Consider the following 19208-nt stretch of genomic DNA (forward strand, 5'->3'; position numbering starts at 1 on the left):
CGGAGCCGTCACGATGTTTACCGGAATTGTCGCGGCCGTCGGCCGCATCGAATCGATCAACCCGCTCGGCGCGTCGCCCGACGCGGGCGTGCGGTTGACGGTGCAAGCCGGAGGGCTCGACCTGGCCGATGTCGCGCTCGGCGACAGCATCGCGATCCAGGGCGCGTGCATGACGGTCATCGAAAAGACCGAAACCGGCTTCGACGTCGACGTGTCGCGCGAAAGCCTGAACCGCACGGTCGGGCTCGCGCAACCTGGCGAAGTGAACCTCGAGAAGGCGCTGCGCGCGCACGACCGCCTCGGCGGGCACATCGTGTCGGGCCACGTCGACGGCCTCGGCACCGTGACGCGGTTCGCGCCGGTCGGCGAATCGCATGAGCTGCGGATCGTCGCGCCGCGCGAGCTCGGCCGCTATCTCGCATACAAGGGCTCGATCACGGTCAACGGCGTGAGCCTGACCGTCAACACGGTCGACGATCGCGCGGACGGCTGCGAATTCTCGATCAACCTGATCCCGCATACGGTCGAGGTCACGACGCTGCGCCACGTGAAGGCCGGCGACAAGGTCAATCTCGAAATCGACATGATCGCGCGGTATGTCGAGCGGATGCTGTCGGCATCGCAGGGCGTGCATCAGGACTGATTGTTCGCGTTCATTCGGTTGTGGGCTGGCGGCTGGCGGTTCGGCCCGGCGTGGTCGGGGCGCTACCGCTTCCCCCTCTTTCCGGCACTCACAGTCCGTCGTGCCCATCCCCTGCTTTGCTTTGCTTCGCGCCGCGCCGTCAGTCCACCAGTGGACGCCGATCTGCGCGGCCGCTCGAACACACGCCTTTCGCTTCCGCTCGCCGCCCCCCGTGCGCCCCGACACCTGGCCTGATGGCCAACGACGCGCACGGGTCATCGCGTCGCGCTAAGATGCAACGGCAGCGGTTTCGGCGCCGCGACACACGGTGCGCCGCGTACCGGCTGCCCCTTTTCCTCCAGGAGTCGTCCCATGTCCATCTCGATGTACCAGGCTTCGCTGCCCGTCCTCATCCGCGGCCTCACCAACCTGCAGCACATCCTCGGCAAGGCGCAGGCGCATGCGGCCGAGAAGCAGATCGACCCGTCGGTGTTCATCGGCGCGCGCCTCTATCCGGACATGCTGCCGCTCGTCCGCCAGGTGTACATCGCGACCGACACGGCCAAGGGCTGCGCCGCGCGGCTCGCCGGCGTCGACATCCCGAGCTATCCCGACGTCGAGCAGACGTTCGACGAACTGAATGCGCGCATCCAGAAGACGATCGACTATCTGAAGAGCTTCGAGCCCGCACAGATCGACGGCAGCGAAACGCGCCAGGTGGTGCTCAAGATGCGCGTCGGCCCGATCGAGTTCACCGGCCAGTCGTACCTGCTGAACTTCGTGCTGCCCAACTTCTTCTTCCACGTGACGACCGCGTACGACATCCTGCGCCACAGCGGCGTCGAACTCGGCAAGCTCGACTACCTCGGCGGCCGCAACGAGCACGCGTGACGCACGGCCGCGCCCCGGCCGACCTGCGGCCGCCCGTCCTCGGGCGGGCCGCGGCGGCCCCGGCAGGCCCGCCTCGCCGGGCGGTCGCACCGCTTTCCGGCGTGCTCGCCGGCCGCGCGCAGCCGGTGCCAGCCGAAACGCGGTCCGGCTGGCGTAAAATACGCACTTTCCTCTTTCTCGCCCCCTTATGACGCTCGCCTCCACGCTCGACATCATCGCGGAGTTGAAAGCCGGCCGGATGGTGATCCTGGTCGACGAAGAAGACCGCGAAAACGAAGGCGACCTCGTGATCGCCGCCGAATTCGTCACGCCGGAAGCGATCAACTTCATGGCCAAGTACGGCCGCGGCCTGATTTGTCTGACGTTGACGCAGGAACGCTGCAAGCAGCTGCACCTGCCGCTGATGACTTACCGCAACGGCACCCAGTACGGCACTGCGTTCACGGTCAGCATCGAAGCGGCCGAAGGCGTGACGACCGGCATCTCGGCCGCCGACCGCGCACACACGATCGCCACGGCGGTCGCGCACGACGTGCGTCCCGAGCACATCGTGCAGCCGGGCCACGTGTTCCCGATCATGGCGCAGCCGGGCGGCGTGCTCGTGCGCGCCGGCCACACCGAGGCCGGCTGCGACTTCACCGCGCTCGCCGGGCTCACGCCGGCCGCGGTGATCTGCGAGGTCATCAAGGACGACGGCACGATGGCGCGTCTGCCCGACCTGCTCGAGTTCGCGAAGGAGCACAACCTGAAGATCGGCACGATCGCCGACCTGATCCACTACCGCAGCCGCACCGAATCGATCATCGAGCGGATCGCCGAGCGCACGATGCAGACCGCGCACGGCACGTTCCGCGCGGTGCTGTACCGCGACCAGCCGACCGGCTCGCCACACATCGCACTGGTGCGCGGCACGCCGTCGCCGGACGTCGATACGCCCGTGCGCGTGCACGAGCCGCTGTCGGTCCTCGACCTGCTCGAGACGAGCATCTCGACGCACTCGTGGACGCTCGACGCCGCGATGCGCGACATCGCGGAACGCGACCTCGGCGTGATCGTGCTGCTCAACTGCGGCGACACGAAGGAACATCTGATCGACGTCTTCAAGGCGTTCGACGAGGAAGAAAAGGCCGCTGCGCTGAAGCGCCGGCCGGTCGATTTCAAGACGTTCGGCATCGGCGCGCAGATCCTGCGCGACGTCGGCGTCGGCAAGATGCAGGTGCTGTCGAATCCGCGCAAGCTGGGCAGCATGTCCGGCTACGGCCTCGAAGTCACGGGCTTCATTCCGATGCCCGGCGGCGAAGCCAAGTCCTGCCCGGCGTCCCACGCGTAACCCGCCACGGCGCTTTCGCCCTATAACCGTTCATCCACACCACGGACAGATCATGGAAATCGGACAATACCAACCGAATCTCGAAGGCGACGGCCTGCGTATCGGCATCGTGCAATCCCGCTTCAACGAACCCGTCTGCAACGGCCTGGCCGATGCATGCGTCGAAGAACTCGAGCGCCTCGGCGTCTCCGGTGAAGACGTGCTGCTCGTGTCGGTGCCCGGCGCGCTGGAAATCCCGCTCGCGCTGCAGAAGCTCGCGGAAAGCGGCCAGTTCGACGCACTGATCGCGCTCGGCGCGGTGATCCGCGGCGAGACGTACCACTTCGAACTCGTGTCGAACGAAAGCGGCACGGGCATCACCCGCATCGGCCTCGACTTCAACCTGCCGATCGCGAACGCGGTCCTGACGACCGAAAACGACGAGCAGGCCGTCGCGCGCATGACCGAAAAGGGTCGTGACGCCGCACGCGTCGCGGTCGAGATGGCGAACCTGACGATGGCGCTCGACCAGCTCGGCGACGACGAGGACGAAGAAGAAGACGAAGAAGACGAAGAGGAGCGCGCATGAAGAAGAGCGCCCGCCGACAATCGCGCGAGCTGGCGACGCAGGGCCTGTATCAGTGGCTGCTGTCGAACGCGGCCCCCGGCGAGATCGACGCGCAACTGCGCGGCGCGCTCGGTTACGACAAGGCCGACAAGGAGCTGCTCGACGCCATCCTGCACGGCGTGATTCGCGAGCATGCGACGCTCATCGAAGCCCTCACGCCGTCGCTCGACCGTCCGGTCGACCAGCTGTCGCCGGTCGAACGCGCCGTGCTGCTGATCGCGACGTTCGAGCTCACGCATCATGTCGAAACGCCGTACCGCGTGATCATCAACGAAGCGGTCGAACTCGCGAAGACGTTCGGCGGCTCGGACGGCTACAAGTACGTCAACGGCGTGCTCGACAAGCTCGCCGCGAAGCTGCGCCCCGCCGAAACGCAGGCGCGCCGCAACGGCTGATTCCGTTTGTACACGGGCGCGCAAGCGCCCGTTTTTCATTCTTCCTCCCCTTCCTCGCCCCGCCCGACCGATGAATACCACCGCCGATTCGCTCGTCACGCTCGCCGCACGCGTCGACGCGATCCAGCCCTTCTACGTGATGGAATTGATGAAGGAGGCACAGCGGCTCGAGTCCTCCGGGCGCGATGTTATCCACATGGGCATCGGCGAACCGGATTTCACCGCGCCGGAGCCCGTCGTCGAGGCGGCCGCGGCCGCGTTGCGCCGCGGCGTCACGCAGTACACGAGCGCGCTCGGCATCGCGCCGCTGCGCGAAGCGATCGCCGCGCACTATGCACGCGCCTACGGCCTCACGATCAGCCCCGAGCGGATCGTCGTGACGGCCGGCGCATCGGCCGCGCTGCTGCTCGCCTGCCTCGCGCTCGTCGGCCGCGACGACGAGGTGTTGATGCCCGACCCGTCGTATCCGTGCAACCGGCACTTCGTCGCGGCGGCCGAAGGCCGCCCGGTGCTCGTGCCGAGCGGCCCGGAAGCCCGCTTCCAGCTCACCGCGGACGACGTCCGCACGCGCTGGGGCAGCCGCACGCGCGGCGTGCTGCTCGCGTCGCCGTCGAATCCGACCGGCACGTCGCTCGAGCCGGACGAGCTGAAGCGGATCGTCGAAGCCGTGCGCGCTCGCGGCGGCTTCACGATCGTCGACGAGATCTACCAGGGGCTCAGCTACGACGCGGCGCCCGTGTCGGCGCTGTCGTTCGGCGACGATGTCGTCACCGTGAACAGCTTCTCGAAGTACTTCAGCATGACCGGCTGGCGACTCGGCTGGCTGGTCGTGCCGCCCTCGCTCGTCGGCACCTTCGAAAAACTGTCGCAGAACCTGTTCATCTGCCCGTCCGCGCTCGCGCAGCACGCGGCGCTCGCGTGCTTCGAACCGGCGACGCTCGACATCTACGAAGCGCGCCGCCTCGAATTCAAGCGTCGCCGCGACTTCATCGCGCCGGCGCTCGAACGGCTCGGCTTCACGGTACCCGTGATGCCAGACGGCGCGTTCTACGTGTACGCGCACTGTGGCGGCGTCGCTCATCCGGCGGCGGGCGACAGCGCGGCGCTCACGCAGGCGATGCTGCACGACGCGGGCGTCGTGCTGGTGCCGGGCATGGACTTCGGCGTCCATGCGCCGCGCGACTATATCCGGCTGTCCTATGCGACCGCCTACACACGCCTCGAAGAGGCCGTCGAGCGGCTGGCAGCACTGTTCGGCCAGCACTGACGTCCGGCCGGCGCGCCGGGCCCGTGCGGCCGCGCAAAAAAGAAAAAGGCACCCGGATCGGGTGCCTTTTTGCTTGGGTCCGGCTGGAACCGCGTGGCGTTACGCGCCGAGTTCCGAGTGGTCGGCGTGCGACTGCTTCGCGGTGTCGACGCTTGCGTCGTCCTGCTGCGGCGCGCCCTTCGGCACGGCGGCACCCTTCGCGGTGATCGGCTGCGCGGCGTCGAGCGTCGCGTGCACGCGCTTCGCGCCGCCGCCTGCCGCTGCCGCCGCGGCTGCAGTCACGATCGGCTTCGACGGCTGGGCCGGCGTATTGAACGGCACGCTGCGGCCATGCGAGACGTCGCGCAGGCGGGCGCGCTCGGCCATGACCTTCGAGCCGTAGGCGGTGTCGTCCGGGTTGGTCGACCCGTTGTACATGCGCAGGCCGTTCGCGAGCGAGCCGCCGCGGGCGATGCAGTCCTTCAGCACCAGCGCGCCGACCTGCAGGTTCGCGAGCGGTTGCAGCGCGGTATCGGTGCCGCCGAAATATTCGAACTTGTCGGAATGGACCTTCGACATGACCTGCATCAGGCCCTGCGCGCCGACGCCGCTTTCCGCGTACGGGTTGAAGCCCGATTCGATCGCCATCACGGACAGCAGCAGCAGCGGATCGAGGCCGACGTCGCGACCGGTCTGGAACGCAGCCTTGACGAGTTGGCCGAGCGGCTCCTGCGCGACCCGGTAACGGCGCGACAGGTAGGTGGCGACGAGCGCCTGTTCGCGGTTCGACGCGAGCGCACGATCGTCGCGCGCATCGGCCGGAACCCGCTGGGTCGGGATCAGTTTCGCGAGCGCGACGGGCGACGGGCCGTTGCGGGCCGGATCGGACGCATCGTTCTGCGCGGCGGTTTCCGGTGCGACGTCGAGACCGACGGCGAGCGCATCCGGTTCGGGGGCATCTTCCTGCTGCGGCTGCGCGCCGGCAGGCGCGAAGTTCGGCAGCGGATGACCGGTCAGCAGACGGGCCGGACCGGCCTGCACGGCCGCGGAGACGACCGGCATCAGCTTCGCGGCGATGTTCCCGCGCACGGTCGGCAGCAGCCACAGGGCCAGTGCAATCGCGACAGCGAAACAGCCGACAACGCTGAATAAATGGTGACTGACACGCGTCCCGCGACGCAGCATGTCGCGCACGATCTGCGCATGCTGCTCATTGGGACGCCACGATAACCAAGCGTTCATTCAGATCATCTCCCATGAACATGACTCGTGCGGCTCGCTCAGCTCGATGGCGAGACAGAATACGCGCCGCGGAATCACGATGCCGCACGCCTTGGTTGGGACGCGCAAGCATCGGGGAAACGGTATAAGTACCGTTCGAGGCCACGGTGTAAGAGGGCCGGCACCTTCGCACATTGGGCGAGGCGGGCATACGCGGTGGCACCCACGCAAAAAACCAGCGTGTGGTAGCGCTGGCTGGGACTACTACTAAAGCCGTCGAATACGCCGTGCAGGTATCGGCGGACGGTGACGCGCTGCGTCAAAGATCGGTGATTGGCGGCTCGAAGCCTTTTACCCTGCAGCCAATGTGAGCGGATTCTAGCAGGGTTTTATAGATCGTCAACACTATGAAATCTCAAAATCATAACAAAAAGTAATTTTGAATCGCCCTTCAGATCGCGAGCCCCCTGCCGTAGGGGCTCCGCGCGCGATCGACTTTTTTCACCGCCGGGCGTGCACGCGGCGGCCCGGGTAAAATCGGCGATCGATTCGGGGCCGCAGCCGGCCGCTGCGCCCGCCCACCGCTGCCCGCTCTGCGGGCGGCCCGGACCTTCTTCATGAAATACAAAGACTTACGCGATTTCATCCAGCGCCTCGAAGCGCTCGGCGAACTGCGGCGCGTCACGCAGCCCGTGTCGCCCGTGCTCGAAATGACCGAGCTGTGCGACCGCGTGCTGCGCGCCGGCGGCCCGGCGCTGCTGTTCAACGCCCCGCCCGGCAATGCGTTTCCGGTGCTCGGCAACCTGTTCGGCACGCCGCGCCGCGTCGCGCTCGGGATGGGCGTCGACGCGGGCGACGACGCCGCGCTCGGCTCGCTGCGCGACGTCGGGCGGCTGCTGTCCGCGCTGAAGGAGCCGGATCCGCCGAAGAGCCTGAAGGACGCCGGCAAGCTGCTGTCGCTCGCGAAGGCCGTGTGGGACATGGCGCCGAAATCGGTGTCGTCGCCGCCGTGCCAGGAGATCGTCTGGGAAGGCGCCGACGTCGATCTGCACAAGCTGCCGATCCAGACCTGCTGGCCCGGCGACGCGGGGCCGCTCGTCACGTGGGGCCTGACGGTCACGCGCGGGCCGAACAAGCCGCGCCAGAACCTCGGCATCTACCGCCAGCAGCTGATCGGCCGCAACAAGCTGATCATGCGCTGGCTCGCGCATCGCGGCGGCGCGCTGGACTTCCGCGAATTCGCGCTGCAGAACCCGGGCAAGCCGTATCCGGTCGCGGTCGTGCTGGGCGCGGATCCGGCCACGACGCTCGGCGCGGTGACGCCCGTGCCCGATTCGCTGTCCGAGTACCAGTTCGCCGGCCTGCTGCGCGGCAGCCGCACCGAACTCGCGAAGTGCCTGACGCCCGGCGTCGACACGCTGCAGGTGCCCGCCCGCGCGGAGATCGTCCTCGAGGGCTTCATTCACCCGCAGGAAGGCACGCCCGCCCCTGCTCCGGCCGGCGCACCGCCGCGTCCGGCCGGCAACGCGTCCGCCGCGTACGAGCACGCGCTCGAAGGCCCGTACGGCGACCACACCGGCTACTACAACGAGCAGGAGTGGTTTCCGGTGTTCACCGTCGAGCGCATCACGATGCGCCGCGACGCGATCTATCACTCGACCTACACGGGCAAGCCGCCCGACGAGCCGGCCGTGCTCGGCGTCGCGCTCAACGAGGTGTTCGTGCCGCTGCTGCAGAAGCAGTTCAGCGAGATCACCGACTTCTACCTGCCGCCGGAAGGCTGCAGCTACCGGATGGCCATCGTCCAGATGAAGAAGAGCTACGCGGGCCATGCGAAGCGCGTGATGTTCGGCGTGTGGAGCTTCCTGCGGCAGTTCATGTATACGAAGTTCATCGTGGTCGTCGACGAGGACGTGAACATCCGCGACTGGAACGAGGTGATCTGGGCGATCACGACGCGCGTCGACCCCGTGCGCGACACCGTGATGGTCGACAGCACGCCGATCGACTATCTCGATTTCGCGTCGCCCGTCGCGGGCCTCGGCTCGAAGATGGGGCTCGACGCGACCAACAAGTGGCCCGGCGAGACGAACCGCGAATGGGGCCGCCCGATCGAGATGGACGCGGCCGTGAAGGCGCGCGTCGACCGCCTCTGGCAGGAGATCGGACTGTAAGTCCGCGCGTTGAACGTAGCCGGCAAGAACGACGATGAGCTTCCCCCCCGCCTCGATGATGTCCGACGGATTCTTCCTGTCGCTGTCGCTGTGTCTCGACATCGGCCTCGTCAACGTCGCGATGCTGTCGCTGACGCTGTCGCACGGCTTCCGGCCGGGCTTCTGGCTCGGCGTCGGCTCGTGCGTCGGCGATCTCGTCTACGCGGCGCTCGCGCTCGCGGGCATGGCCGTGCTGCTGCAATTCGAGGCCGTGCGCTGGATCGTCTGGATCGGCGGCGGTGCGGTGCTGCTGTTCCTCACGTGGAAGATGGCGCGTGAGGCGCTTGCGCCGGCCGGTGGCGCCGACGAAGGCGATGCCAACGACACGCCGCAGCCGCGGGCCAGCGCGCGGCGCAGCTTCGTGCGCGGGATGCTGCTCGCGATGTCGTCGCCGAGCGCGATCCTGTGGTTCGCGGCGGTCGGCGGTGCGCTGATCGCGAAAGCCGGCGCGACCACGCCGGCGACGGCGTCGGTGTTCCTGTCCGGCTTTTTCCTCGGCGGCCTCGCGTGGACCCTCTTCATGTGCACGCTCGCGAGCCAGGGCCGCAAGCGCGCGGGCGCGGGGCTGATGCGCGCGTGCCATGTCGCGTCCGCACTGCTGTTCGCGTATTTCTCGTACAGCGTGATCGTCGGCGGCTATCGCGACCTGATCGTCCACGCGGTGTGACCGCCGCGCGCCGGCCACCCGCCTAGCCGCGCCGAAATGAAAAACGGCGCAACGCCCCGCGAGGGACGTTGCGCCGTTTTGCCGCGTGCGCTCAGGCGGCCGCGCGGACTATTGCATCAACGACGCCAGCCGTGGTGACCCCAGCCACCGTAACCGTGACGCCAGTACGGACGACCGTAGTAGCCACCGACAACCACGGGGGGCGGTGCATAGTACGCCGGTGCCGGTGCGTAATACACCGGCGGGGGCGGGGGCGCGTAATACACAGGCGGCGGCGCTGCATACACGGGATACGCAGGTGCGACCGGGACACCAATGCCGACCCCGATCGACACGTGGGCCTGTGCGGCGCTTGCGGCACCCAGGCCCAGCGCGGCGGCGGCGATGAACGGAATGAGTTTTTTCACTTCGATTCTCCTGCTGGAGCGGTAATTTGTGCGCCCCTGTCGGCAACGGCGGGCATGCACGTCGCATGCAAGCAATGTAGCGAAAACCCGCCCCACGTGTATTGCGCATTTGTTGCAAATTGCAATTCAACGCGGGCGCAGCCAGCGTGCGGCCGGGCTGCGCGAACCCACAACTCCCCTTGCGGGTCGCGCGATTCCGTCCGACCAGTGAAATCGCGACACGCTGGCCGGTCAGTCTTACCGGATCCGGTAAGCGCGGCCGGCGCGCTTCCGTAATGAACGATTACAAATTCGAGACAAGACGCCGACAATTCAAGAGCGACGCGGGCCTGGGGCGATTTGGGGCCGGATGCGACGATCGTCATCGAGTGGCGAAACCGCGGCGCGCATTGACCGGTCGCCCGCATTGAACATCGCCGTCCAGATCGTCCCGCCCCGGCGCCACCCATCTGCGCCCGCCCTGTCATTCCTGCGATACTGGCGGCTGCTTCGTTTTCGCTTCGTGGCCCGCCATGTCTCTCCCCGACACTCCCCGCCTTGGCTTCATCGGCGCCGGCCGCCTTGCGCGCTGCGTCGCCCGGCGTTTCGCGGCGGCCGGCTTTCCGGTCGTCGCGATCGCGAGCCGCACGGCGGAATCGGCCGCGGCACTCGCCGCGCGCATCGACGGCTGCCGGGCGGTCGACACGCCGCAGCAGGTGGTCGACGCCGCCGACCTGATGTTCCTGACCGTGCCCGACGACCATCTCGCGTCGACTGCAGCGGCGCTGCGGTTCGACGCGGCGCGCGCGGCGGCCCAGGCGCTCGTCCACTGCAGCGGCGCGTCGGCGGTCGAATTGCTCGATCCGGCAAGACGGCAAGGCGCGGCCACCGGCGGCTTCCATCCGCTCTACCTGTTCGGCGGCACGGACGCCGATCTCGCCCGCATCGACGGCTGCTCGGTCACGCTTGAAGCCGACGGCGCGCTGCACGCGACGCTGCTGCGGCTTGCTGCCGCACTCGGCTGCCATCCGCTGTCGATTCCGGCCGGCGGCCGGATGCTCTATCACGCGGCCGCACATTACGCGGCGAGCTTCGCGCTGTGCGGGCTGTCGGAAGCGGTCGAGCTATGGCGCGGCCTCGGCTTCGACGAGGCCGCCGCGCTGCGCGCCCTGCTGCCGATGCTCGCCGGCACGATCGAGACCGCACGCGACAAGGGCCTCGCGAACGCACTCGCGGGCCCGGTGTCGCGCGGCGACACCGGCATCGTCGAGCGCCAACTCGCGCTGCTCGAGGCGCGCGGCGGCGATCACGCGACGCTGTATGCGCTGATGACCCGCCGCGCGGTCGCGCTCGCGGCGAAGCGCGCCGCGCCGCCAGCCGCGCTGCCGGCGCTCGCGCAGGCCGTCGAAACGTCGCTCGCGCGCACGACCGGGCACCCCTCCCCGCCGCACGACGAGGCGTGATAAGGTGTCGGCCGATGCGCCGCCATCCGGCGTTGGCGGCCGCACGCTACTCGACTGTAAAAAAAGGATGCCAACGATGTTCGGCGAGATCGCCCGTTTTCTGCTCAATACCCTCTTCACGCTGTTCGGCGCCGCGCTGATCCTGCGCGTCTGGATGCAGGCCGTCCGCGTGCCGCCGTACAACCCCGTCACGCAGGCCGTGCTGCAGGCGACCAACTGGCTCGTGCTGCCGCTGCGCCACGTGATCGCGGGCGTGCGCGGCATCGACTGGGCGAGCGTCGTCGCCGCGCTGCTCACCGCGCTCGTCTATGTGGTGCTGATGGTCGTGATGGCCGGCTTCGATCCGGCCTCGGTGATTGGGACGCTCGTCGCGGTGGCACTGCTCACCGTCTTGAAGTGGGCGCTCAATCTCGTGATCTGGATGACGATCCTGATGGCGCTGCTGTCGTGGCTCAATCCGCGCTCGCCGGCCATGCCGATTCTCTACCAGCTCACCGCGCCGTTCCTGAACCCGCTGCGCCGCGTGATCCCGAACCTCGGCGGCATCGATCTGTCGCCGATCCTGCTGTTCGTGATCGTGCAGGTGCTGCTGATGGTCGTCACGCGCGCCGCCGTATCGCTGACGATGTTCGGCATCTGACGCGCGACGCTACGCTGCCGGCCCCTGCGCCGGCGGCGCCGCGAGCGTGTCGATCACGCCGAAGCGCGCCGGCATCATCGCGTAGCACACGCGCACCTTCTCGCGCGACAGCCGCTCGAGCAACCGCTGCGCCTCGTCCTCGGTGGCGATGAATTCGACCTCGATCGCAAGCGACCCCTGCAGCTCGAAAAAGCGATCCTCGTGCAGCACCCGATGCCGGCCGAAGCCGGCCATCGCGCGGAACGCGGAACCGCCCGCGATGCCCATCCGGTTTCCTTCCTCCAGCAACCACTCCCATAGCGGCTTCCAGTGCAGCCGGTGCTGCTCGTGCACATAGAAGCGCAAGAAGACCCTGTCCATCGCACCCTCCCGGTGCCGGCGCGCTCAGGCCGCCGCGAACCACGCGCGCGCGGTCCACATGCCGAGCGCCGTCAGCGTGAACGATCCAGTCAAGTGTAGGGCAGCCACAGCGATCGCCCATCCGAATTCGCCCTGCACCGCGTGCGTCATCACTTCGACCGAATAGGTCGAGAACGTCGTGAGGCCGCCGAGGAAGCCCGTGATCACGAACAGCCGCCACTCGGGCGGCAGCCCGACACGTGCGGTGAATACGACGGCGGCCACGCCGATCACGTAGCCGCCGATCAGGTTCGCGGCAAGCGTGCCGAGCGGCACGGCGGGAAAGAATTCGTTGAGCGCAAGGGCCAGGAACCAGCGCAGCAATGCGCCGAGCCCGGCGCCGACGAAGATCGCGACGATCGAATAGAACAAGGGAGCTCCTCGCTGACGAGGCCGCATGGCGGACGCGGCCTACGCCGAACTGTATGCGGAATCGCGTCGTGACGGCAATGCTGCAGGCCGATCGGCATGCGCAGTGTCGGGCCGCGGGCGACGGGGTCGTCGAGGCGATCGTCGATGCGCACGACGGCCCGAACGCGGTGTACGACTCGGTCACCCATCGATTCGTATCACGGCGCTCAGCCGCCGCGCCACGCGCGGTCCAGCGCGCCGAGCGTCGCGAGCGCACCGCCCTTCAGCCCGACCACATCCGCGCGGCGCGCATGGGCTTCGCGTGCGTTGATGCGGATCACGTCGGCGCCGAGGCGTTCGCTCAGCAGCCGCACGGTCGGAATCGCGGTGCCCGCGCCGATCTCGACGACAGTCACCCAACCGGCCTGTGCGATCCAGTCCTGCAGCGCCCGCTCCTGCGCGTCGTAGCGTTCGCCGAGCCAGCCATCGTCGCCGAACATCAGGATGTTCGGCCGCGCCAGGCCGCCGCAACGCGGGCAGCGCGGCAGCTCGCCGACCAGCCGGCACGCGGCTGCGTCGACGTCGGGCGTGAACGGCATGGCGTCCCAGGTGTCGTCCGAGCACGGTCGCAGGCACTGCATCGAATGAATCGAACCGTGGATCTCGGCGACGCGCGCCGGATCGAAACCCGCCTTCTGGAACTGGCCGTCGACATTGCTCGTCAGCACGAAGCCGCCGTTCGGCATCGCGTCCATCCAGCGCCGCAGGATCGCGAAGCCCGCGTGCGGCACCGTCTCACGATACAGCGCGAGACGATGCCCATAGAATCCCCATGCAAGCTGCGGATGCGCGCGGAACGCCTGCGGCGAAGCGATTTCGTGGAACTCGAAACGTTCGTGACGCAGCGCCGGATACGCGCGCCAGAAGCCGTCCGTGCCGCGGAAATCGGGCAGCCCCGAATCCACACCGATGCCGGCGCCGGCCGTCACCAACAGCGCATCGGCACGCGCGAGCGCGTCGACGGCGGACGCGATCAGATGCGCCGGCAGTTGCGCGCCAGCGGCGCTGGAATCGGTGGAGCCGGAGGAATCGGGTAATTCGGGTGAATCGGAAAGCGGCATGATGGAGCGGCGATGGCGTCGAACGGTGCCGGACGGGCATCGCGCGATCTTACGCCCGTTCGACCACCGTAACGCGGCATCACGCAATCGCGGTGCGCACGCCAGCGGGTTCCCGCAGCGCGACGTACTGCAGCAGCATGATCGTCTTCGCGTCGACGATTTCACCGCGCTCGACGGCATCCAGCGCCGCGTGCAGCGGCATCTCGACGACCTCGAGATCCTCGCCTTCTTCCGCGATGCCGCCGCCGTCGCCCGTGCGCAGCGACGCATCGTATTCGCCGACGAAGAAATGCAGCTTCTCGGTCACCGAGCCAGGGCTCATGAACGCCTCGAACACCTTGCGCACGCCGCGCACGCGATAGCCGGTTTCCTCCTCGGCTTCCGCGCGAATACGTGCGTCGGGCGTCGCGTCGTCGAGCAGGCCGGCGGCGGCTTCGAGCAGCATCCCGTCGTGTCCGTTGACGAACGCCGGCATCCGGAACTGCCGCGTGAGCAGCACATCGCCCGTCGCCGCGTTGCGCAGCAGGATGGTCGCGCCGTTGCCGCGGTCATAGGTTTCACGGCTCAAGCGCTGCCACGTGCCATCGCGGCGCAGGAAATCGAACGTCACCTTCTTCAGCACATACCAGTCATCGGACAGCACCGTCGTATCGACGATGCGGACGCGGTCCTGCGTTGCGGCCATGGTGGCCTCCCATTCGACATGTGACGGCGCCCATGGTAACGTGCACATTCGTGCAATTTCAAGAAATTTCGTGCAGATCCAATGCTGACGACCCAACGCAAGAAAGCCATCCTCGACGCACTCGCCCGCGACGGCCAGGTGCTGGCCATCGAGCTGAGCGTGCAATTCGGCGTGTCCGAGGACACGATCCGCCGCGACCTGCGCGAACTGGCGGCCGAAGGCCTGCTGCAACGCGTGCACGGCGGCGCGCTGCCGGCGTCACCCGCCGTCGCGCCGTTCGCGCAGCGCGAGACGCTCGAAACCGCGGAAAAACGGCGCATCGCCCGTCGGGCCGCGCAGATGATCGCGCCCGGTCAGGTCGCGATCGTCGACGGCGGCACGACCTCGGCGCTGCTCGTCAGCCAGTTGCCGCCCGACCTGCGCGCGACGATCGTCACGCACAGCCCGAGCGTCGCCGTCGCGCTGGCCGCGCATCCTTCGATCGACGTAATCCTGATCGGCGGACGGTTGTACAAGCATTCGATCGTCGCGGTGGGCGCCGCGGCAATGGAAGGCATCGCGCGTATCCACGCGGACCTGTACTTCATGGGCGTGACCGGCGTCCATCCGGTCGCGGGGCTGAGCACCGGCGATTTCGAGGAAGCGGCGATCAAGCGTGCACTCGCCGGACGCGCCGGCGAGACGGTCGTCCTTGCTTCGCAATCCAAATTACGTGCGGCGTCGCAGTTCGTGATCGGTGAGCTTGCGCTCGCGCAGACCATCGTGGTCGAACAGGAAACCGACTCGGCGCTGATCGAGCCGATCGAGGCAGCGGGCGTGACGGTCGTGCGGGCCTAGGCGCTCAGCGGCCCGCTACCGAGCGAAACGCGCGAGATGCATCGGCGTGAAGCTCGAAGCCGATACCCGGCGCCTGCGGCACGGCCGCGCAACCGGCGTCGAGCGTTTCGCCGTCCGGCAGCCCGCTGAACGGGTGGAACGCGAACGGACTGACTTCCGCGCCGCCGAGCCCGAGCGCCGCCACGACGTGCAGCGAGAATAGATGACCGCCGTGTGGCCAGAACGCATCGCGCCGCCAGCCGTTCGACACGAAATGATCGACGATCTGCAGGTAGCCCGGCAGGCCGTAGCAATGCACGGGATCGAACACGAGGACGTCGCGGTCCGCTCGCAGGCCGCCGTAGCGTTCGAGCAGCTTCGCTTCCGCGAGCGAGAACAGCGCCTCGCCGGCCGCGACCGGCGGCGTGTATTGCGCCGTCAGGTCCGCATGCAGCGGCAGGTCGAGCGGATCGCAGAGATCCTCGAACCACCAGAGCGCGAACGGTGCCAGCATCGCGGCGGCGGCGCGCCCGCTCTCCGCGTCGTACGTGTTCATCGCGTCGACCGCGAGATGCGAGCTGTCGGCAAGACAGGCAGCGGCGACTTCGATGCGTCTTTTGTCGTTGTCGATATCCGGGCCGCCGATCTTGATCTTCGCATGCGTATAGCCGAGATCGGCGATGCGACGCATCTCGTCCGACAGGCGCGCGAGATCGTCGTGCGGATAACGGTAGCCGCCGCCGGCGTACACGCGCACGCGACGCGCTGCGTTGCGCGCGAGCCGGTCGGCAAGAAAGCGGTGGAGCGGCAGGCCGGCGATCTTCGCGGCGGCATCCCAGATCGCCATGTCGAGCACGCCGACCGCCACGCAGCGTTCGCCGTGACCGCCTGGCTTCTCGCCGGCCATCATCGCGCGCCATGCGCGAAACGGATCGAGGTTCGTACCGGCGTCGTCGGCGATGGTGTCCGCGGCGGCAAGCAGCCGCGGCCCGAACCGTTCGCGAATCAGCCCGCCCTGCGCATAGCGGCCGACCGACGCGTAACCGTAACCCGTCACCGGGCGGCCGTCGCGCACGACATCCGTGACGATCGCGACGACGCTCGTCGTCAGGCCGCCCGACGGAATCGCCGGGTCGGCATAACGGGAAACCGGGATCGCTTGCTCGCGAATGTCGGTGATGCGCATGGTCGGGTTCCGGAGGAAACGTTCTGCATTCGTTCTGCGTTCGCGGGCCATGCACGCGATGCGGCCGACGCGCTGGCGGATCGCTGCATCATAGGTGCTTGCGCGATGTCTTGCAGGCTCGCGTTCGTCACGACGACGCGGCGCCATGCGGCTCCATCGGCATCGCCCGAATCGCGCCGCACGGCATCGGAATACCGATGAATGCTCTGTCATGCGCGATGCGCGTTGCGTGCGTCGAATCCGCGCATCGCACCGCGCTGGCACTGAATGAGATGGACAATCAACACGAAGCGCGTATGATGAATTTGTCCGAGCACGGGTGGTCGAGTTGCTGGCCGCTCGCCCCGCCATCTTCCTCCTTGCTGCGTCGTGCGTTCATCAGCACGCATCGCTGCCTTTTTCACCCTACCCGTCGCGCCGCGCCGCGGTGATACCGGTCGGATGTGTTCGTCCACGCGATTTGTCGCTGCCGAACCCAGGAGTTCATCATGAGCATGCATCTCTATCGTGGCTTCGAAATCTATCCGCTGATTTATCCGCACGTGCCGTCACAGAACGGCAACCCGCACAACTACGACGGCGGCTTCGACGCGGCCGTGAAGATTTGCCAGCGCGGCACCACCGACACGGTGACCCGCAGCGAAACATTCCGGCTGCTCGACAACGCGCCGTTCGAATCGGCGGGCGAAGCGCGCCGGGCGTCCCTTCGCTACGCGGAAGAGATCATCGACGGCAATCGCGGCACGGAGCCGCTCTTCGCCAACTCCCACTGACGTATCTTGCGGCGGTAGCCGCGGTCGCTCATCAATTCGGATCACGAAACGATAATCGGCGCGCGCATCGTCCCGATCGGACGGCACGAGATCGGCGAATCCGACGCAGCTCCGCACAACGGCCTCACCAGTTCGGCGTTGCGTCATCAATCGGCGTTGCAGAAGTTTTCTGCCGCGCGCGTACCGCCGATTCGCGCCCGATTTTCCGAATGCGATCCGACGAGATAGCGAGTGCCGTCACAACTCGGCTCGACCAGCGTTCCTTCACGCATTATTTGAAAACGGGATCTGCATGACGACGATCATCCTCAAGCCCGACGAACCGGTCGATGTCGCGCTCCGGCGCTTTCGGCGAGACATCGAGAAGACAGGTCTGATCCGCGAGTTGCGCAGTCGCACCGGCTACGAAAAGCCGACGACCCAGCGCATCCGCAAGAAGGCCAGCGCCGTCGCGAGAGAGCGTCTGCACGCAAAACGCATGTTGCCGCCTCGCAAGCCGTACTAGGAGAACGCCGTGTACCAGCCGCCCGTCGAAGACCCTCCGTTCTTTCCGTTGACGAAATGCGAAGTCGATTTCGATCGACAGAACGATGCGATCACGCTGCTGCCGAGCTTCTACGCGTTTGGCTGCGAGTACACCAGTCGCGGCCTGCTGATCAGCCGCGACGATGCGTTCAAATTGATTGCCGCGATCGAAAAGGCGCTGAGCGTCGAGCAGTAAGCTTCATCTGGGAGTCGTCGAATCGCATCGGGCTGCGCGGCGCGGCCGCCTGCTAGCGGGCGATCCGGATTCGCATGGCCGCATGGACGCCGATGCATCTGGACAAGAACATTTCCGAAATCGCGGCGGCCTGCGGATTTGCCGACGCGTTGCATCTCGGGTGCGAGTTTCGGCGCGCGTACGGAATGTCGCCGAGCGCGTATCGTGAGCGTCAGGCGCCCAACGCGCTCGGCGGCGTAGCAGGACCGGCCGAGCGTGCGACCACGCTCGGCGAGCTGTTCCCGAACCGGAACGAGTTTTACTGAACCGGAATCCGCCGGACCGCCATTCCTGCCGAAAGCCCGATGGAATGACGCGTCATGCAGGCGTCAGGCGAAGACGAAATACTTGCGCACCGTCTCCACCACTTCCCAGGTCCCTTTCATGCCGGGCTCGATGACGAACACGTCGCCGGCTTTCAGGTGCACCGCCTCCTCGCCTTCCGGCGTGATGATGCAGTAGCCGTCGAGGAAGTGGCAGTACTCCCACTTCTCGTAGTTCACCTCGAACTTGCCCGGCGTGCAGATCCAGGTGCCCATGATCTTGCTGCCGTCCTTGGACAGGTAGGCGTTGAGGTTCACGGTGTGCGGATCGCCGCCGATGCGTTTCCACTTGGTGGCGTCGACGACCGGGGTCGGGCAGGTTTTTCGCAGAACGGTGATGAAATCGGACATGTCGGCTCCAGACTAACGATCGGGTAAGAGGTCTGTCACGTTAGTTCGAAAGCCGCACCGGGGCTTGTATGGTTCCGACACCGACTCGTCTAATTTCGACACCGGCTCGCGTGCCGGGGCGCTGCGGGTGCATTCCGTTTCGCGTTGCATCGATGGACCGCTTCTGGGCGATCCTTGACGACCTTTCCTGGTGATGCCGTCAGCCTCTACGCCGAGCCATGCCGGGTTCGAGGCCAGCGGCCAAAACGCCTCGCTTGCAACATCGCGGCCAAACCCTGTACGATGACCCGTTCTGCGGGCGTCGTATAATGGCCATTACCTCAGCTTCCCAAGCCCCAGCGCGTTAATCAAAATCACTATTCACGCGCGTTTTCACGTTACGTTTTCTCTCGGCTCCACGAAGAACTACTGTTCACGCGGCGTTCGCGGCGATGCCAGTTTTCACACCAGCACCAATCTCAAGAAGCTAACGATATAGCCAGCTCTCGTCCACGCATCGTTAGCGCGACGAGGACAAGCATTTATTGCTTGCATGCGCAAAATGGTTCAGCAATAATTTCCCTGCCTAGCATTTGTTCGGATGTATTGAACCGGGTTGCGGGTCGCAATCCGCCTTGATTTTTTACCTCTCTGGCGATGGGAGCCGTTTTGGGGGGGGGGGGGGGGGGGCGGGGGGGGGGCCCGGGCGCGCCCCGCCCGGCACGGGGGGGGGGGGGGGGGGGGGGGCGACGAAAAAAAAAAAGCGGAGGGAACAAAGGTGGG

At 67.1% G+C, this 19208-nt stretch carries 23 protein-coding genes; 15 read left to right on the forward strand and 8 right to left on the reverse strand.

From position 1 onward, the window contains the following. Nucleotides 1-13 precede the first annotated feature (13 nt). The 6 genes from ACVK00_RS18810 to ACVK00_RS18835 all read left to right on the forward strand — a co-directional run bounded on the left by ACVK00_RS18810 (nucleotide 14) and on the right by ACVK00_RS18835 (nucleotide 5112). Nucleotides 14-643 carry a riboflavin synthase gene (locus ACVK00_RS18810; RefSeq protein WP_166726307.1) on the forward strand — a complete coding sequence of 210 codons (630 nt, stop codon included), beginning with the start codon at nucleotides 14-16 and terminating at the stop codon, nucleotides 641-643. 351 nt (nucleotides 644-994) lie between these two features. Beyond that, nucleotides 995-1513 carry a DUF1993 domain-containing protein gene (locus ACVK00_RS18815; RefSeq protein WP_228907058.1) on the forward strand — a complete coding sequence of 173 codons (519 nt, stop codon included), beginning with the start codon at nucleotides 995-997 and terminating at the stop codon, nucleotides 1511-1513. A 187-nt stretch (nucleotides 1514-1700) separates the two neighbouring features. After that, on the forward strand, nucleotides 1701-2843 hold the full coding sequence (gene ribBA / locus ACVK00_RS18820; RefSeq protein WP_011656189.1) for a bifunctional 3,4-dihydroxy-2-butanone-4-phosphate synthase/GTP cyclohydrolase II: 1143 nt from the start codon (nucleotides 1701-1703) through the stop codon (nucleotides 2841-2843). A gap of 52 nt (nucleotides 2844-2895) precedes the next feature. Further along, nucleotides 2896-3411, forward strand: coding sequence for a 6,7-dimethyl-8-ribityllumazine synthase (gene ribH, locus ACVK00_RS18825; RefSeq protein WP_228907057.1), 516 nt, complete (start codon nucleotides 2896-2898; stop codon nucleotides 3409-3411). Next, the gene (nusB, locus tag ACVK00_RS18830) at nucleotides 3408-3845 is read left to right on the forward strand and encodes a transcription antitermination factor NusB (protein ID WP_006754954.1); all 438 of its coding nucleotides are present in this window, start codon (nucleotides 3408-3410) and stop codon (nucleotides 3843-3845) included. Before ribH ends, nusB begins: the two co-directional genes overlap by 4 nt. Before the next feature lie 70 nt (nucleotides 3846-3915). Continuing rightward, nucleotides 3916-5112, forward strand: coding sequence for a pyridoxal phosphate-dependent aminotransferase (locus tag ACVK00_RS18835; protein WP_228907056.1), 1197 nt, complete (start codon nucleotides 3916-3918; stop codon nucleotides 5110-5112). A 99-nt stretch (nucleotides 5113-5211) separates the two neighbouring features. Here the strand turns inward: ACVK00_RS18835 and ACVK00_RS18840 are convergent, their stop codons facing one another. Beyond that, a complete protein-coding gene (locus ACVK00_RS18840) occupies nucleotides 5212-6333 on the reverse strand; it encodes a lytic transglycosylase domain-containing protein (RefSeq protein ID WP_228907055.1) in 1122 nt (373 codons plus the stop codon). Between the two features lie 596 nt (nucleotides 6334-6929). Between ACVK00_RS18840 and ACVK00_RS18845 the strand changes: the two genes are divergently transcribed. Together ACVK00_RS18845 and ACVK00_RS18850 are read left to right on the forward strand one after the other, a co-directional pair. Continuing rightward, nucleotides 6930-8486, forward strand: coding sequence for a UbiD family decarboxylase (locus ACVK00_RS18845; RefSeq protein ID WP_228907054.1), 1557 nt, complete (start codon nucleotides 6930-6932; stop codon nucleotides 8484-8486). A 34-nt stretch (nucleotides 8487-8520) separates the two neighbouring features. Beyond that, complete coding sequence (locus tag ACVK00_RS18850; RefSeq protein ID WP_228907053.1) at nucleotides 8521-9192, forward strand: LysE family translocator; 672 nt, start codon at nucleotides 8521-8523, stop codon at nucleotides 9190-9192. A 116-nt stretch (nucleotides 9193-9308) separates the two neighbouring features. On the opposite strand, the gene ACVK00_RS18855 is transcribed toward ACVK00_RS18850, so the two are convergent. Then, nucleotides 9309-9599 carry a hypothetical protein gene (locus tag ACVK00_RS18855; protein WP_166726237.1) on the reverse strand — a complete coding sequence of 97 codons (291 nt, stop codon included), beginning with the start codon at nucleotides 9597-9599 and terminating at the stop codon, nucleotides 9309-9311. A 512-nt stretch (nucleotides 9600-10111) separates the two neighbouring features. Between ACVK00_RS18855 and ACVK00_RS18860 the strand changes: the two genes are divergently transcribed. Both ACVK00_RS18860 and ACVK00_RS18865 read left to right on the forward strand, forming a co-directional pair. Next, nucleotides 10112-11041, forward strand: a complete 930-nt coding sequence (locus tag ACVK00_RS18860; RefSeq protein WP_284888905.1) for a Rossmann-like and DUF2520 domain-containing protein — start codon at nucleotides 10112-10114, stop codon at nucleotides 11039-11041. Between the two features lie 76 nt (nucleotides 11042-11117). Further along, the gene (locus ACVK00_RS18865) at nucleotides 11118-11681 is read left to right on the forward strand and encodes a YggT family protein (protein ID WP_284888904.1); all 564 of its coding nucleotides are present in this window, start codon (nucleotides 11118-11120) and stop codon (nucleotides 11679-11681) included. 9 nt (nucleotides 11682-11690) lie between these two features. On the opposite strand, the gene ACVK00_RS18870 is transcribed toward ACVK00_RS18865, so the two are convergent. The 4 genes from ACVK00_RS18870 to ACVK00_RS18885 all read right to left on the reverse strand — a co-directional run bounded on the left by ACVK00_RS18870 (nucleotide 11691) and on the right by ACVK00_RS18885 (nucleotide 14237). After that, nucleotides 11691-12041, reverse strand: a complete 351-nt coding sequence (locus ACVK00_RS18870; RefSeq protein ID WP_166724989.1) for a DUF190 domain-containing protein — start codon at nucleotides 12039-12041, stop codon at nucleotides 11691-11693. A gap of 24 nt (nucleotides 12042-12065) precedes the next feature. Then, the gene (crcB, locus tag ACVK00_RS18875) at nucleotides 12066-12452 is read right to left on the reverse strand and encodes a fluoride efflux transporter CrcB (protein ID WP_166724990.1); all 387 of its coding nucleotides are present in this window, start codon (nucleotides 12450-12452) and stop codon (nucleotides 12066-12068) included. 206 nt (nucleotides 12453-12658) lie between these two features. Next, nucleotides 12659-13552: an SIR2 family NAD-dependent protein deacylase gene (locus ACVK00_RS18880; protein ID WP_284888903.1), complete on the reverse strand. Its 894-nt coding sequence runs from the start codon at nucleotides 13550-13552 to the stop codon at nucleotides 12659-12661. Between the two features lie 79 nt (nucleotides 13553-13631). After that, nucleotides 13632-14237, reverse strand: coding sequence for an NUDIX domain-containing protein (locus ACVK00_RS18885; RefSeq protein ID WP_284888902.1), 606 nt, complete (start codon nucleotides 14235-14237; stop codon nucleotides 13632-13634). Nucleotides 14238-14318: 81 nt separating this feature from the next. Between ACVK00_RS18885 and ACVK00_RS18890 the strand changes: the two genes are divergently transcribed. Beyond that, a complete protein-coding gene (locus ACVK00_RS18890) occupies nucleotides 14319-15074 on the forward strand; it encodes a DeoR/GlpR family DNA-binding transcription regulator (protein WP_284888901.1) in 756 nt (251 codons plus the stop codon). 4 nt (nucleotides 15075-15078) lie between these two features. Here the strand turns inward: ACVK00_RS18890 and ACVK00_RS18895 are convergent, their stop codons facing one another. Further along, nucleotides 15079-16239, reverse strand: a complete 1161-nt coding sequence (locus tag ACVK00_RS18895; protein WP_284888900.1) for an enolase C-terminal domain-like protein — start codon at nucleotides 16237-16239, stop codon at nucleotides 15079-15081. Nucleotides 16240-16727: 488 nt separating this feature from the next. On the opposite strand from ACVK00_RS18895, the gene ACVK00_RS18900 reads away from it, so the two are divergent. From ACVK00_RS18900 to ACVK00_RS18915, 4 genes are all read left to right on the forward strand, one after another. Beyond that, a complete protein-coding gene (locus ACVK00_RS18900) occupies nucleotides 16728-17012 on the forward strand; it encodes a hypothetical protein (RefSeq protein WP_228907043.1) in 285 nt (94 codons plus the stop codon). 292 nt (nucleotides 17013-17304) lie between these two features. After that, nucleotides 17305-17517, forward strand: a complete 213-nt coding sequence (gene rpsU / locus ACVK00_RS18905) for a 30S ribosomal protein S21 (RefSeq protein WP_284888899.1) — start codon at nucleotides 17305-17307, stop codon at nucleotides 17515-17517. A 9-nt stretch (nucleotides 17518-17526) separates the two neighbouring features. Beyond that, the gene (locus tag ACVK00_RS18910) at nucleotides 17527-17733 is read left to right on the forward strand and encodes a hypothetical protein (protein ID WP_284888898.1); all 207 of its coding nucleotides are present in this window, start codon (nucleotides 17527-17529) and stop codon (nucleotides 17731-17733) included. A 68-nt stretch (nucleotides 17734-17801) separates the two neighbouring features. Next, nucleotides 17802-18038 (forward strand): helix-turn-helix domain-containing protein, encoded by a 237-nt coding sequence (locus ACVK00_RS18915; RefSeq protein ID WP_456826956.1) that lies wholly within the window; start codon nucleotides 17802-17804, stop codon nucleotides 18036-18038. 63 nt (nucleotides 18039-18101) lie between these two features. Here ACVK00_RS18915 and ACVK00_RS18920 read toward each other — a convergent pair whose 3' ends face one another. Further along, nucleotides 18102-18446: a cupin domain-containing protein gene (locus tag ACVK00_RS18920; RefSeq protein ID WP_006758755.1), complete on the reverse strand. Its 345-nt coding sequence runs from the start codon at nucleotides 18444-18446 to the stop codon at nucleotides 18102-18104. Nucleotides 18447-19208 lie beyond the last annotated feature (762 nt).

This window comes from Burkholderia sp. PvR073 (genome assembly GCF_054055695.1).

What these genes read in the sequence shown, in the direction of transcription:
- ACVK00_RS18810 (WP_166726307.1), top strand. Translation starts at nt 14, where the DNA reads ATGTTTACCGGAATTGTCGCGGCCGTCGGCCGCATCGAATCGATCAAC.
- ACVK00_RS18815 (WP_228907058.1), top strand. Translation starts at nt 995, where the DNA reads ATGTCCATCTCGATGTACCAGGCTTCGCTGCCCGTCCTCATCCGCGGC.
- ribBA (WP_011656189.1), top strand. Translation starts at nt 1,701, where the DNA reads ATGACGCTCGCCTCCACGCTCGACATCATCGCGGAGTTGAAAGCCGGC.
- ribH (WP_228907057.1), top strand. Translation starts at nt 2,896, where the DNA reads ATGGAAATCGGACAATACCAACCGAATCTCGAAGGCGACGGCCTGCGT.
- nusB (WP_006754954.1), top strand. Translation starts at nt 3,408, where the DNA reads ATGAAGAAGAGCGCCCGCCGACAATCGCGCGAGCTGGCGACGCAGGGC.
- ACVK00_RS18835 (WP_228907056.1), top strand. Translation starts at nt 3,916, where the DNA reads ATGAATACCACCGCCGATTCGCTCGTCACGCTCGCCGCACGCGTCGAC.
- ACVK00_RS18840 (WP_228907055.1), bottom strand. Translation starts at nt 6,333, where the DNA reads ATGAACGCTTGGTTATCGTGGCGTCCCAATGAGCAGCATGCGCAGATC.
- ACVK00_RS18845 (WP_228907054.1), top strand. Translation starts at nt 6,930, where the DNA reads ATGAAATACAAAGACTTACGCGATTTCATCCAGCGCCTCGAAGCGCTC.
- ACVK00_RS18850 (WP_228907053.1), top strand. Translation starts at nt 8,521, where the DNA reads ATGAGCTTCCCCCCCGCCTCGATGATGTCCGACGGATTCTTCCTGTCG.
- ACVK00_RS18860 (WP_284888905.1), top strand. Translation starts at nt 10,112, where the DNA reads ATGTCTCTCCCCGACACTCCCCGCCTTGGCTTCATCGGCGCCGGCCGC.
- ACVK00_RS18865 (WP_284888904.1), top strand. Translation starts at nt 11,118, where the DNA reads ATGTTCGGCGAGATCGCCCGTTTTCTGCTCAATACCCTCTTCACGCTG.
- ACVK00_RS18870 (WP_166724989.1), bottom strand. Translation starts at nt 12,041, where the DNA reads ATGGACAGGGTCTTCTTGCGCTTCTATGTGCACGAGCAGCACCGGCTG.
- ACVK00_RS18880 (WP_284888903.1), bottom strand. Translation starts at nt 13,552, where the DNA reads ATGCCGCTTTCCGATTCACCCGAATTACCCGATTCCTCCGGCTCCACC.
- ACVK00_RS18885 (WP_284888902.1), bottom strand. Translation starts at nt 14,237, where the DNA reads ATGGCCGCAACGCAGGACCGCGTCCGCATCGTCGATACGACGGTGCTG.
- ACVK00_RS18890 (WP_284888901.1), top strand. Translation starts at nt 14,319, where the DNA reads ATGCTGACGACCCAACGCAAGAAAGCCATCCTCGACGCACTCGCCCGC.
- ACVK00_RS18895 (WP_284888900.1), bottom strand. Translation starts at nt 16,239, where the DNA reads ATGCGCATCACCGACATTCGCGAGCAAGCGATCCCGGTTTCCCGTTAT.
- ACVK00_RS18900 (WP_228907043.1), top strand. Translation starts at nt 16,728, where the DNA reads ATGAGCATGCATCTCTATCGTGGCTTCGAAATCTATCCGCTGATTTAT.
- rpsU (WP_284888899.1), top strand. Translation starts at nt 17,305, where the DNA reads ATGACGACGATCATCCTCAAGCCCGACGAACCGGTCGATGTCGCGCTC.
- ACVK00_RS18920 (WP_006758755.1), bottom strand. Translation starts at nt 18,446, where the DNA reads ATGTCCGATTTCATCACCGTTCTGCGAAAAACCTGCCCGACCCCGGTC.